General features: G+C 61.7%; 12 protein-coding genes. 7 read left to right on the top strand and 5 right to left on the bottom strand.

Features of this window, described 5'->3' with window-relative positions:
- Positions 1–56: 56 nt before the first annotated feature.
- From glnD to WEU32_RS00345, 5 genes are all read right to left on the bottom strand, one after another.
- On the bottom strand, positions 57–2723 hold the full coding sequence (gene glnD / locus WEU32_RS00325) for a [protein-PII] uridylyltransferase (RefSeq protein ID WP_406852462.1): 2667 nt from the start codon (positions 2721–2723) through the stop codon (positions 57–59).
- Positions 2723–5416, bottom strand: a complete 2694-nt coding sequence (mutS, locus tag WEU32_RS00330; RefSeq protein WP_406852463.1) for a DNA mismatch repair protein MutS — start codon at positions 5414–5416, stop codon at positions 2723–2725. The genes glnD and mutS overlap by 1 nt, the downstream gene beginning before the upstream one ends.
- A 231-nt stretch (positions 5417–5647) precedes the next feature.
- Positions 5648–6541 carry an aldo/keto reductase gene (locus WEU32_RS00335; protein ID WP_312138567.1) on the bottom strand — a complete coding sequence of 298 codons (894 nt, stop codon included), beginning with the start codon at positions 6539–6541 and terminating at the stop codon, positions 5648–5650.
- 99 nt (positions 6542–6640) lie between these two features.
- On the bottom strand, positions 6641–7279 hold the full coding sequence (gene maiA, locus WEU32_RS00340; protein ID WP_406852464.1) for a maleylacetoacetate isomerase: 639 nt from the start codon (positions 7277–7279) through the stop codon (positions 6641–6643).
- Positions 7276–7932 (bottom strand): fumarylacetoacetate hydrolase family protein, encoded by a 657-nt coding sequence (locus WEU32_RS00345; protein ID WP_406852465.1) that lies wholly within the window; start codon positions 7930–7932, stop codon positions 7276–7278. Before WEU32_RS00345 ends, maiA begins: the two co-directional genes overlap by 4 nt.
- 181 nt (positions 7933–8113) lie before the next feature.
- On the opposite strand from WEU32_RS00345, the gene WEU32_RS00350 reads away from it, so the two are divergent.
- From WEU32_RS00350 to gshB, 7 genes are all read left to right on the top strand, one after another.
- On the top strand, positions 8114–8479 hold the full coding sequence (locus WEU32_RS00350; protein ID WP_312138573.1) for a DUF883 C-terminal domain-containing protein: 366 nt from the start codon (positions 8114–8116) through the stop codon (positions 8477–8479).
- Complete coding sequence (locus tag WEU32_RS00355; RefSeq protein WP_312138574.1) at positions 8479–8913, top strand: hypothetical protein; 435 nt, start codon at positions 8479–8481, stop codon at positions 8911–8913. The genes WEU32_RS00350 and WEU32_RS00355 overlap by 1 nt, the downstream gene beginning before the upstream one ends.
- A 180-nt stretch (positions 8914–9093) precedes the next feature.
- Entirely contained in the window at positions 9094–9267 is a 174-nt protein-coding gene (locus WEU32_RS00360) for a DUF1328 domain-containing protein (protein ID WP_406852466.1), read from the top strand.
- Between the two features lie 109 nt (positions 9268–9376).
- On the top strand, positions 9377–10261 hold the full coding sequence (gene rsmI, locus WEU32_RS00365; protein ID WP_406852467.1) for a 16S rRNA (cytidine(1402)-2'-O)-methyltransferase: 885 nt from the start codon (positions 9377–9379) through the stop codon (positions 10259–10261).
- Between the two features lie 38 nt (positions 10262–10299).
- Positions 10300–10695 (top strand): YraN family protein, encoded by a 396-nt coding sequence (locus tag WEU32_RS00370; RefSeq protein WP_406852469.1) that lies wholly within the window; start codon positions 10300–10302, stop codon positions 10693–10695.
- Entirely contained in the window at positions 10685–11500 is an 816-nt protein-coding gene (locus WEU32_RS00375) for a transglutaminase family protein (RefSeq protein WP_406852470.1), read from the top strand. Before WEU32_RS00370 ends, WEU32_RS00375 begins: the two co-directional genes overlap by 11 nt.
- A gap of 127 nt (positions 11501–11627) precedes the next feature.
- A complete protein-coding gene (gene gshB, locus WEU32_RS00380; protein ID WP_406852471.1) occupies positions 11628–12572 on the top strand; it encodes a glutathione synthase in 945 nt (314 codons plus the stop codon).
- Positions 12573–12597 lie beyond the last annotated feature (25 nt).

Here is a 12597-nt window from a genome sequence, read left to right on the forward strand (position 1 = left end):
TTTTCCGGTGGGGTATTGTTTTTGTCGTTCACGGACGGCTCCTCGTCCCTTGTCGCTTAGCGCGGCGCAGGCGTCTTGGATACGGGGTTGGTGCCGATTACTGACACATCGCGAATACTGGCCCTCACTGGCGTGATCGGACGCCCCTCCGGCCCCAGCAGCGGCGCGTCCAGCGCCTCGATCAGAGCCTGACGCAAAACATCCAGTGCCGCAGCATTTGTCGGCTTTTGCCCATCATTGTCGGTCAGATAAAACGCATCTACGGCCCGCTCGCCAAAACAGGCAATATGGGCCGAGCGCACCGAGAAATTCTGGTCGGAAAAGATATGTGCCAGATCGGACAGCAGGCCCGAACGGTCCGCGCCCGACACCTCTACGACCACAGCATGCGGTACAAATCCGGTATCAATGCGCACCACCGGACGCACATCGAAAACGGCCCGCCGTGCACTGACCCGTTGTACCGTATGGGCCGAACCGCGCGCACCTTTAAGCGCCGCGCGTTCCAGCGCCCTTGCAAGAATGGACAGGCGACGCGGTTCCACCAGCCCATAGGCTTCGCCAGCCGAGTTCTGGATTTCAAACACTTCCAGCGCCATGCCGTCATCCTGCGTGGCCAGATGCGCGCCCACCACATCAGCACCGGCCATGGCCAGCGTGGCCGTCATATCGGCAAACAGACCGCGCCGGTCGTGGGTGGCCACCACGATGCGCGAGGTCGCCTCCAGAGGTCCTTGCGGTAGGGTGGTCTGGATCGCCACACCGGCAAAGCGCGCTTTCTCGATCAGGGCCGCATGGTCGGGCAACAAATCATCGCCACGTACATCCCCCCCTCTGAACAGAGCCTCGGCCTTGTCGAACAGGGCGCGCATCAACTGCCCTTTCCAGCCGTTCCATACCCCCGGCCCGACGGCGCGAATATCGGCCACCGTCAACACCATCAGCATCCGCAGACGCTCCAGATCACCCACCGCTTCGGCAAAGGCCCGCACCGTATCAGGGTCCGACACATCACGCTTTTGGGCATAGTCGCTCATCAGCAGGTGATTGCGCACCAGCCAGACCACCAGCTCGATCCGGCGCGGATCAATACCCAGCCGCTCGCAGGCACTTCGGGCGGCAATGGCCCCTTCTTCCAGTTGACCGAGATCGCCGCCCTTGCCGACATCATGCAGCAGCATGGCCAGCATCAGGGCTTCGGGATCGACGATACTATGGATGACCGCCGAGGACGCCGGATGGTCGTGTTCCAGCGTGCCCTTCTTGATGTCGTCGATAATGCCGACAGCCTGAAGCGTATGCTCGTCCACCGTATAGGCGTGATACATGTTGAACTGGGTCTGGCCGACGATCCGGCCCCATTCCGGCAGGAACCGCCCCAAAAGCCCCGTCTCGTTCATCAATGACAGCACCCGATAGGGCCGCCGGCTATGTGCCAGAAGATGCAGCAAAAGCTCGCTGGCCCTCGGATCACGCCGCACGGCCGGTGTCACCAACGACAGCGAACGAATTACTGCCGCCACCGCATCGGGATGCAGGTCGATATCCAGCCGGTCGGCCTCGACAAACAGGATCAGAAGCCGCAGCGGATCGCGAGCAAACACATTGGCGCTGTTGACGCTGAGGCGGCCCTGTTCGACCACCAGCCCGTCAAAGGCCAGTTTGACGCGTCTTCTTTGGAACAGGCGCGACAGGCCTCGCGACAGGCCCTCGGCTTTTTTCTGCTGGCGGGCTTCCAGTTGCGCGGACACGGCGCGGGTCAGCGCCCCCACCCGCCCGGCGACAAGGAAGTAGCGGCGCATGAAACGCTCGACCGCCAGTTCGTCACCACGACCGCGCCAGCCCATGCGCCGGGCAATCTCGGGCTGGAAATCGAAGGTCAGTTTCTCTTCGGCACGGCCCGCGACCAGATGCAGATGGATACGCACCTGCCACAAAAAGCCGATAGCCTCGCGGAAGCTGCGCATCTCGCCCGCCCCCAGAAAGCTCTCCAGCGCCTTTTTGCCCCGCGCACTGTCAGGGTCTACCGACAGGGCAATCCAGAACAGCGTGTTCAGGTCGCGCAGGCCACCCTTGCCGTCCTTGACGTTGGGCTCAACGCGGTTGCGCACCCTGCCCGCCTTGCTGATGCGGACATCGCGTTCCGACATCTTGGCGGCGATAAACGGCGTCGGATCGGCATCGCGTACCCGCGCCCGAAACCGCTTTAACAGACCCTCACCGAGTCTGGCGTCACCCGCCACCAGCCGCGCCTCCAACAGAGTGGTGCGAACTGTCATATCGCTCTGGGCCAGGTCCAGCGTCTCGCGCAGGGACCGGAAACTGGAGCCGAGCTTCAGACCCATATCCCACAGTACATAGTGAATGAATTCACTGACCTTGGCGGCCCGCTCGGACACCTGTGGTGCAGGACGCAATATCAGCAGATCAAGGTCCGAATACGGGGCCAGAACCCCGCGCCCATAGCCGCCCACAGCCAGCAGGCTGAGTCGATCTCGCATATCGGGATACAGCACCTCGGTCGCAAAGCGCCACAGACTGACCAGCAGGTCATCGGCGGCCTCGGCATAGAGACGCGCCACCTCGGCCCCGTCACCACCGGACTCCAGACGCCGCCGCGCCCGCTCGCGACCCGCCTCATAGCCCTCGTGCAGATAGGCCGTTACCGCCCCGCGCACATCGGCAGGCGATGCGGCTTCCAGCAGGCGCGGGTCCAGAGACATTATTGGGCTAGACCTTTCAGACGGTAGAGTACCTCCAGCGCCTCGCGCGGGGTCAGGTCGTCGGGGTTGATGTCCTTCATGGCCAGATCAAGCTCCGACGGACCCGCCGGTTCCGGCACGGGCTGGACCGCGGCAAACAGGGGCAAGTCGCCAAGGCTGGCCGAAGAAGTTTTTTCCTTCTCAAGCTTTTCCAACACCGACTTGGCGCGCGCCACCACCTTGGGCGGCACACCCGCCAGACGCGCCACCTGCACACCATAAGAACGGTCTGCGGCGCCCGTGACAGCTTCGTGCAGAAAGACCAGATCACCGTTCCATTCCTTGGCCGCCATCGACAGGTTGGAGACGTAGTCCAGCCGCTCCTCCAACTGGGCCAGTTCGTGATAGTGGGTGGCAAACAAGGTGCGCGCGCGATTGGTTTCGTGCAGCGCCTCGGCGGTGGCCCATGCAATGGCCAGACCGTCATAGGTGGCCGTGCCGCGCCCGATCTCGTCCAGCACCACAAAGCTGCGCGGCGTGGCCTGTGTCAGGATGGCAGCGGTTTCGACCATCTCCATCATGAAGGTCGAGCGCCCACGGGCCAGATCATCGCCCGCACCCACGCGGCTGAACAGACGGTCCACCACGCCCAACTGCATAGAGCGGGCAGGCACAAAGGCACCGGCTTGTGCAAGGATTACCAGCAATGCGTTCTGGCGCAGGAAGGTCGATTTACCGGCCATGTTCGGGCCGGTGACAATCGACAGACGACTGCCCGATGCGCCATCTCCAGACAGGCGGCAGTCATTGGGGGTATAGGGCAGGCCTTGCGCCTTTACCGCCGCCTCGACGACCGGATGGCGACCGCCCTCGATGGCAAAGGCCAGACTGTCATCAACGCTCGGGCGCACGGCGCCGACTTCCTCGGCCCACTCCGCCAAACCTGCATGGGCATCCAATTCGGCAATGGCCACAGCCACGGCCTGAAGTTGGGGGGCCAGACGCGTGACTTCACGTCGCCAGCCCTCGAAGGTTTCCGTCTCGATGGCCAACGCACGATGGCCCGCCTGACTGATCTTGGCGTCCAGTTCCGATAGTTCGACCGTGGTGAAACGCACCTGATTGGCGAGTGTTTGACGATGGATAAAGGGACTATCAGGCCCTGCCCGCATCAAGGGTTCTGCGGCCTTGGCAGTCGCTTCAAGGAAATAGCCCAGCACCGCATTATGGCGCACCTTGAAGGCCACACCGCTGTCGTTAACGGCGCGGGTTTCCAGATCGGCAATCACGCGGCGGCTGTCATCGCGCAGCGCGCGGGCCGCGTCCAGTTCCGGGCGATGGCCTGCCTCGACAAATCCGCCATCGCGCACCAGATGCGAAGGCTCCTCGATCAGACCTTCTTTTAGTTCGGCCAGCAGATTTGACAGTTCGCCGTCCAGAGCCAGACGATCCAGCCCCGCCGAAATCCGCACTGGCGGCCCCGCCAGCGGGTCACGCAAAGACGTGGCGAACAGCGCCCCCAGGCCTTCCGCCGTCATCAGACCCGAACGGATCGCCGCCAGATCACGTGGCCCGCCTCGCCCCAGCGCCAGACGCGAGGTGGCCCGCGCCACATCGGCGGACGCGCGTAACAGATCGCGCAGATCACGACGCAGCGGGCGGTTCTCGACCATCCATGCCACCGCATCCAGATCGGCATTGATCCTTGCTGGATCGCACATGGGCCGCGAAATACGCTCGGCCAAGGATCGTGCCCCGCCCGATGTCACTGTGCGGTCAATGGCGTGCAGCAGCGAACCGTCGCGCTCGCCACGCTGGGTACGGTCGATTTCAAGACTGTTACGGGTGGACGGATCAATCGCCAGATGGCCGACATCGCCGGATCTGCGCGGTGCGGCCAAGGCCGGTATCTTGCCTGCCTGCGTGGTTTCCAGATAGGCGGCGATCAGGCCCAGCGCCGAAACCTCGGGCTCTTCAAACGCACCAAATCCATCCAGCGCCGAGACGCCATAAAGACGCTGCACACGGTCGCGCGCCCCTTTGGGTTCGGCCAAGGCCTGCGGCATGGCCTGAATCACACCGCCCGAACCATCCAGCGCCGCTTTCATATCGCCGTCGCTGAACAGGCGGTCGGGCACCAGCACTTCGGATGGACGAAATGCCGCCAGCACCGCGCCAAGATCACCCACGTCGCAGGCGACCGAGTCCACCATGCCCGCCGACAGTTCCACCACCGCAACCGCTGCCCGCCCTTTGCGGATCACCACAGCCGCCAGACGGTTGGCCCCACGTGCATCCAGCAGATTGTCTTCGGTCAGGGTGCCGGGGGTCACCACCCTCACCACATCACGACGCACCACCGCCTTGGAGCCACGCTTCTTGGCTTCGGACGGGTCTTCCATCTGCTCGCAGACAGCAACCTTGAAGCCTTGCCGGATCAGGCGGGCCAGATAGCCGTCCATCGCGTGGGCGGGTACACCCGCCATCGGAATGTCTTCGCCGCGATGCTTGCCGCGTTTCGTCAGGGCAATGCCCAGCGCTGCCGCCGCCTGTGCGGCATCTTCAAAAAACAGTTCGTAGAAATCGCCCATGCGAAAGAACAGCATGGCATCGGGATGGGCTGCCTTGGCTGTCAGGTATTGCGCCATCACCGGCGTGGTGCTGGCGTCCGGCGTCAGATCGATTTTAGGCGGGTGGGCAATGGGCGCGTTCATGTGCCGACAAGGTGACGGATCGGCTGGACGACCTCAAGGGCAGGGATGTATGATCTGCATTTTATGTTGCCTATGCTCGGCTCGCGGAGCCTCGCGGCTTGAGGCCTTTATATTTTGCCTATACTCGGCTCACGGAGCCTCGCGGCTTGAGGCCTTTATATTTTGCCTATGCTCGGCTCGCGGAGCCTCGCGGCTTGAGGCAAGTCGTTTTCCCGTGTGCGGTTCGTGCGCTTAAGCCGCGTTCACCACGCGCAGGCGGGCGCTGAGAGCCGCTGAGCTGTCTTCCAGCGCCATGCTGGACCAGTCAATATCGGCGCAGGGCGCATAGGAGGCCGCCAGAATGGCGCGTAACTGCGGTGCCGAGTTGACCTTCACGATTACCCGCTCGACCCCCGGCAGGTTCAGTCCATAGGTCAAGGCCGCCTGCATCGGATCCACACAGGCCTCGGCCATGCGGCGCCGCACTCGCGACAAAGACGGCGCAAAGGCCCTGAACCCTTCGGGTAAACGATCCGAGGTTGTAAACAACAATCCCTTGGCAAAAACCGAGGACAGGTGAACCTTCACTCCCATCTCGGCCAGACCTTCGATGGTGCCGTTCTTGCGCGCGCGCTGGTCCAGCACATTACACGGTAATTGCACCACATCCGGCTGGAAGCGACGGGCCAACACAGCAGGACTGTCCTCGATAGACGCAATAAAGCCGATTTTGCGGAACAGGCCCTTGTCTTTCAGACCTTGCAATCGGTTCCACAGGGCACGGCCCTCTTCACCCGCCAGATCAGTGGCGTTTTGCACCAGCACCACATCACCGCGAGGCAGGCCCATATGTTCCAATGAGCGACGGGCGCGGGCCTCTGTGCGGTCCAGTCCTTCGGCCAATTCAACCGTGCGCACAGAAACGCGGAAGGGCGACGGGAAGGGCCAGGACTGTCCCAGTAAACGCTCGCCATCTCCCCCCGGTTTGGTGGCCACCATAGAGATACCGGCATCCGACGCCGTTTGCAGAATCTGGCGTACAGAATCTTCGCGCTGCCGCAGGGGCAACGGGCGATAAGGATCAGACTCTACGGCCACAGCAAGGGCCAGTCTGTCTACCGGATTATGACTGTCTGAGAATCTCACAGGACCAATCTGGCGCCGATTGGTTTACGTGAGATTGACCGCTGGTCGGTAAAGAGGGTGAAGTTTGCCTTCACCTTCTTTTTTCATGCGCCCGCCCTCTTAGGCCGGATCGGCGTCCGGCTGCTGGTCGGGATGTGCCGCCACAAAGGCGGGATGTTGTTCGGCCCGTTTTTCGATGGCTAACAGATGCGGATAGGCCGACAGGTCGATATTGAAACGTCGCGCCGAATAGATTTGCGGCAGCAGATAGCAATCGGCCAATGTTGTCTGATCGCCATAGCACCAGCCCTTGCCGTGCTTTGCGACCAGAACCTCCAGCGCGGCAAAGCCGTCATGAATCCATTGGCCAATCCACTGGCTGGTCGCCGCGTCATCGGCCCCCAGACCCTTGATGGCTTTCAGCACGCGCAGATTGTTTAACGGGTGGATGTCGCAACCGACCACCGCCGCCATGGCCCGCACCTGCGCCCGTGCCACCGCACCCGACGGCAGGAGCGGCGTTTGCGGATATTGCTCTTCCAGCCATTCCAGAATGGCGGGGCTCTGGGTCAGGACAGTCCCGTCATCCATCTCCAGCGCCGGAACAAGACCTTGCGGATTATGCGCCAGATAGGCGTCGGACTTTTGCTGTCCTTTCCGCAAGTCCACCGCCGCCTGCGTATAGGCCAGACCCTTGAGATTCAGTGCGATACGCGTGCGATAGCTGGTGCCCGAGCGCCAATAGCCGTGCAGGATCATCGTGCCATCACCTTAAAGCTGAGCGAGGGCAGGCCCTCGATTTCGGCCTCGACATAATCACCGGCATTCAAAGGCCCGACCCCTTCGGGGGTACCGGTAAAGAACAGATCACCCGCCTGCAAATCCCACAATTGCGCGGCCTTGCCTAAAATACCGTCCACATCCCACAACATGTCACCCAGATGACTGTTCTGACGCACCTCGCCATTCACCTTAAGGCGGATCGCGGCATTGGCAGGCGGTGGTGTCAGGCTGAGCGCACCACACGGGGCCGACTGGTCAAAGGCCTTGGCGGCATCCCACGGACGCCCCGCCGACTTGGCCGCCGATTGCAGGTCACGGCGCGTCAAATCCACACCGACACCCCATGCTACAGGCGTACCGCCTTCGCCCAGCGCCACCACCAATTCGACTTCATAATGCAGATTGGCCGTCGCCAGCGGATAGACCGGATCGGCCCCGTCTACGACCACCGCATCGGCGGGTTTGGTGAAAAAGAACGGGTCGGGCTTGTCGCCAGCAGCCCCCATTTCACGCGCATGGGCCGCATAGTTCTGACCCACGCAGACAATCCGGCGCACGGCAAATCGCCGCACATCATTATCAAGCGGTAGGGAAGGCGCGGGACGGGGTGCAATCAGCCAATCGGTCATAGACACGACTTTATGGGACAAAGCCCAGATCATCCAGTAGCATAACAGCAAACTTCTGGACCCTGCTTCCCATTATAAACAAACCACTTAATCATTTCGAGGCGGAACGGCTTGTTGCCTATAGCGTTGGGTTCATAGACCCCTTATCTTATAGCCAAGCTCATTACGGAGGCGATGCCCCATGGCGACGTCCAAGACTCGTGAAGCCATCAAAGACGACCTCAAAACCCTGAAGGAAGATGTTGTGACCTTGAAGGACGATGTGAAGCTCGGTGCCCGCGAGGAAGCCGCCAACCTCAAGGCCAAGGCTGCCGAAGCCAAGGCTGCGGCCCGCGTAAAGGCCGAGGAACTGAAGGGCAAGGCAAGCGAATATTATGCAACCGCCCGCGAGCGCGGTCGCGACTATTATGACGAAGCCTCCGAACGCTTTGACGACGCCCAGCGCTATGTCACCGAGCGGGTTCAGGAACGTCCGCTGCAATCGACCGCCATTGCGCTTGGCGTCGGTGTGGTGATCGGTCTGCTGCTGGCTGGCCGTCGCAACTGATGATCCGTCATCTCGTCAAACGTATGATAGCCGGAGCGGTGGCCGCAGGCGCTGCTCTTGTCACCATTATCGCTCTGGGCGCGACGGTATTTTACGCGCTCTGCCTTGTTGTGCCGGTCATGGGGGCAGCAGCCATTACGGCGGGTCTGTTTGCCATACTCGCCCTGATCGCCTTTCTGGTCTTTGCCAACAAGATCGGCGACGACGAGGATGACGAGGACTATGAGGATATGGAATCCGAAGGCCTGCCAGGCCGTCTGCTCCATCTGGTCCAGCAGCGTCCGGTGATTGGCATAGTTGCGGCTCTGGCCGCCGGGGCTGTTCTTCTGAAAAAGCCCGGCTTGGCGGCCTTGGCCCTGACAGTCTTCAGCGACCAGGGCAGAGAGTCTTCCAAAGATCGTGATCGTCGATCCCGCCGTAACCGTCGCCGCTGAAGCACCGCGACACTCTAATCCTGCATGGCGTAGCCTTAAGGGGCTGCGCCATTTGCAATTCAAGCCTCTAATATTTCCGTTTTACGGAACACCTCGCAGTAAAGCTGCGTTCTACTCCCGATCCTCGCTGTCATCTGAACACTGGTGACTGCACCCCATAAATAATTAGGGAGTTTCAATATGCTGCGCTGGGCCATTATCTTTTTCATTATCGCTCTGGTTGCTGCCCTTCTGGGCTTTGGCGGCATTTCTGGCACCTCGATGGAAATTGCCAAATTCGTCGCCATTATCGCCGTGATCCTCTTCGTGGTGTCTCTGGTGTTTGGCGGTCTGAGAGGACGCGGCCCCCGCTAGGGCCAGGCCTTGATACCAGTACAACGGGTCGCCTTTCCAAGGCGGCCCGTTTTACTTTTTGTCACCCCCGCCATTGAGCCGGATCGCAGACACTGGCAGGGTCCGCGCCATGACTGATCCCGCTGCCGATCCCGTCCTTTTCCCCCGTACCGCGCCCCCTGCCCGCTCTGTCTCCGGCGGCCTCTATCTGGTGGCGACGCCGATCGGGAACCTGCGCGACATCACCTTGCGGGCACTGGATGTGCTGTCCGCCGCCGATCTGGTTCTAGCCGAAGACACCCGTGTCACAGCCAAGCTACTGAGCGCCTATGGCATCAAGGCCAAGCTGGAACGCTGTGATGACCACACCTCGGCCCGCGCCGCCGAAATAGCCGTCGAGCACCTGAGGGACGGGGCCGTGGTAGCCCTTGTATCCGATGCCGGAACACCGATGGTATCCGATCCGGGCTTTGTCGTCGCCCGCGCCGCCATTGCTGAAGACCTGCCCGTCCATCCCATTCCCGGTGCCTCCAGCGCACTAGCGGCCCTGTGTATAGCGGGCCTACCGTCAGACCGTTTTACCTTTGCCGGTTTTCTGCCGCCCAAGTCAGCCGCGCGTAAAACGGCCCTTGAAGAACTGCGCACTGCCCGCCAGACACTGGTCTTCTTTGAAAGCGGCCCCCGCTTGAAAGACAGCCTGACCGACATGGCCGAAGTGCTTGGCCGCCGCGAGGCTGCGGTCGCCCGCGAACTGACCAAGCTTTACGAAGAATGCGTGCGCGGCACCCTGCCCGAACTGGCCGCCAATCCGCGTTGCGATGCCCCCAAGGGCGAGATCGTTATCGTCATCGCGCCGGGTGCTGACGAAGTGGCCAGCGAGGCCGATATCGACACGGCCCTGACCGAAGCCATGACCCGCTTGCCCTTGGGCGAGGCCGCTTCGGAAGTGTCCAAAGCACTCAATCTTCCGCGCAAAATGCTCTACAAACGCGCCTTGGACCTACAGGGAAAATAGGCAGGACAAATAGGGCCGACGGGGGGCAAGAAATATCTGTGGCAGTATCCGAACGCAGCGGGCGAGGCCGCAAGGCCTGGCGCACCGGCCACCGCAATGAGTGGCTGGCGGCGCTATACCTGATGCTCAAAGGCTATCAGATTCTGGGGTTTCGTCTGAAGACCCCCATGGCCGAGATCGATATTCTGGCGCGCAAGGGCGACAATCTGGTCGTCGTCGAGGTCAAGTCCCGCACCCGTCTGGATCAGGCCGAACTGTCGCTTTTGCCCGACCAACAGGATCGACTGTTACAGGCCGCGACCCGCCTGTGTCGCAGCCGCCCCGCCTTGAACCGTCTCACCCCGCGCCTTGATCTTATTGCCCTATCGCCCGGTCGCTTTCCGCGCCATGTTCGCAACCTGATGAGCAGTGGACGGACGCGTTTTGACCCGTGAAGAGGCGATAGCCATTCTGGAAACCGCCGGACTGGCCGATGACAAGGTCTTCCCGACGCTGGAAGCCACCATTGCCTGTGCTCTGCACGACACCCCTTTTCGTGACGCCTCGGCGGTACGTCAACTGGTAGAAGCCTCGTCGAAACGACTGCGCGAACGCGTCGAAAAAGAGTCACCGGACGAAGCGCTGACTGAAACCATGGCCGGAGATTTCCGGTTGAATGGCGACCTTCTGAACGGTGAAACCCTGCACGGCACCGATATTATCAATGTCACCCAGTCGCGTCGGGGTTTGTCGGCACTGCTGGTCATCTTCTATCTGGAGGCCGCCCGCCGTGCGGGTCTGGAAGCCGCCGCCGTCGACTTCCCCGGCCACGTCCTGTTGCGGGTGGAAACCCCCGAAGGGCCGGTGGCTCTGGACCCCTTTAGCCAGGGTCGTCTTGTCCTGCCCAGCGAATTGACCCGCCGTGCCCTGCATGCCGGCTTGACCCTGCATGTGGCCGATCGGCTGGACCTGCTGATGGCTCCGATCAGCGACCGACAGGCCCTGATCAGACTGCAGAACATCGTCTTTGCCCGCGCTATGCAGGGTCAGGCCTATGATCTGGCCGAACGCTCGGCCCTGCGCCGCGCTCTGCTGGACCCTTGCGACCACCGCCCGTGGCTGGATGTCGCCGCCGCACGCGAGCGTCAGGGCATTTTAAACGGTGCCATGGAGGCCATCGCCCGCGCCCGTGAAATCAGCGATGCCGTCGAGGCCAGCACAGCCTATAGCCTGCACAAAATCCGGCTGAGACTGAACTAGCGGCATTTATCGCCTCTGCGGTCCTTGCGAACCCGCACCCGCATCGCCACACATGATCCATAGCCTTGGTTGCACCCTGCATCAAAGCCTTGCTCTTCACACCACGCGGCCCGTTAAAGGAAACGCCATGCTCAAAGTCGCCATCCAGATGGATCCGATCGAGGACGTCAATGTCAGCTCGGACACCACCTTCCTGATGGCCCTGACGGGGCAGGCACGCGGCCACAAGCTATGGGTCTATGACTTCCGCACCCTCGCTCTGGACGAAGGCCGCCTCTATTGTCGCGCCCGTCCGGTCACCGTGAAAAAAGCACAGGGCGATCACGTCACCTTTGGCGACGAGGTCAAGCTGGACCTAGAAAACGATATCGACGTGGTGCTGATGCGGCAGGATCCGCCGTTCGACATGGCCTATGTCACCGCCACCTATCTGCTGGAACGCATCCATCCCAAGACCCTGGTGGTCAATAATCCCGCAGAGGTCCGTTCGGCCCCAGAAAAACTGGTCGCCACCCTGTGGCCACAACTGCAGCCACCTACACTGGTCAGCAGCGATCCGGTTGCCCTTGTGGACTTCCACAAACGCCACGGTGATGTGGTCCTGAAACCTCTGCATGGTGCGGCGGGCTCGGGGGTGGTGCGTCTGAAAGCCGATGATCCGAACCTCGAAGCACTGATCGAAATCCACGCCTCGGCTTCTCGCGATCCGCTGGTGATCCAGAAATTCATCCCCGCCGTATCGGCTGGCGACAAGCGCATCCTGATCGTCGATGGCGAGCCTATCGGGGCCATCAACCGCATTCCGGCCAAGGATCAGGTGCGCTCCAACCTGCGCGTTGGCGGCACCGCAGCCCCCGTCGAACTGACCGAACGCGACAAGGAAATCTGCGCCACTATCGGCGACTATCTGAAAGAACGTGGCCTGATCTTTGTCGGTATCGACGTGATCGGCGACTATATGACCGAGATCAACGTCACCTCTCCGACCGGCGCCCAACAGCTTCTGGATTTTTCGGGTATCGACGCTACGGCTGCGATGTGGGAAGTGATCGAACAGAAGCGGCAAGCGTAAGCCCTAGAGACAGCCGCTCTGCGGG

This window comes from Brevundimonas sp. BH3 (genome assembly GCF_045345115.1).
GTDB lineage: Bacteria > Pseudomonadota > Alphaproteobacteria > Caulobacterales > Caulobacteraceae > Brevundimonas.

Excerpts from the sequence above, each read along its gene's own strand:
- glnD (WP_406852462.1), bottom strand. The coding sequence starts at position 2,723 with ATGTCTCTGGACCCGCGCCTGCTGGAAGCCGCATCGCCTGCCGATGTG.
- mutS (WP_406852463.1), bottom strand. The coding sequence starts at position 5,416 with ATGAACGCGCCCATTGCCCACCCGCCTAAAATCGATCTGACGCCGGAC.
- maiA (WP_406852464.1), bottom strand. The coding sequence starts at position 7,279 with ATGATCCTGCACGGCTATTGGCGCTCGGGCACCAGCTATCGCACGCGT.
- WEU32_RS00345 (WP_406852465.1), bottom strand. The coding sequence starts at position 7,932 with ATGACCGATTGGCTGATTGCACCCCGTCCCGCGCCTTCCCTACCGCTT.
- WEU32_RS00350 (WP_312138573.1), top strand. The coding sequence starts at position 8,114 with ATGGCGACGTCCAAGACTCGTGAAGCCATCAAAGACGACCTCAAAACC.
- WEU32_RS00355 (WP_312138574.1), top strand. The coding sequence starts at position 8,479 with ATGATCCGTCATCTCGTCAAACGTATGATAGCCGGAGCGGTGGCCGCA.
- WEU32_RS00360 (WP_406852466.1), top strand. The coding sequence starts at position 9,094 with ATGCTGCGCTGGGCCATTATCTTTTTCATTATCGCTCTGGTTGCTGCC.
- rsmI (WP_406852467.1), top strand. The coding sequence starts at position 9,377 with ATGACTGATCCCGCTGCCGATCCCGTCCTTTTCCCCCGTACCGCGCCC.
- gshB (WP_406852471.1), top strand. The coding sequence starts at position 11,628 with ATGCTCAAAGTCGCCATCCAGATGGATCCGATCGAGGACGTCAATGTC.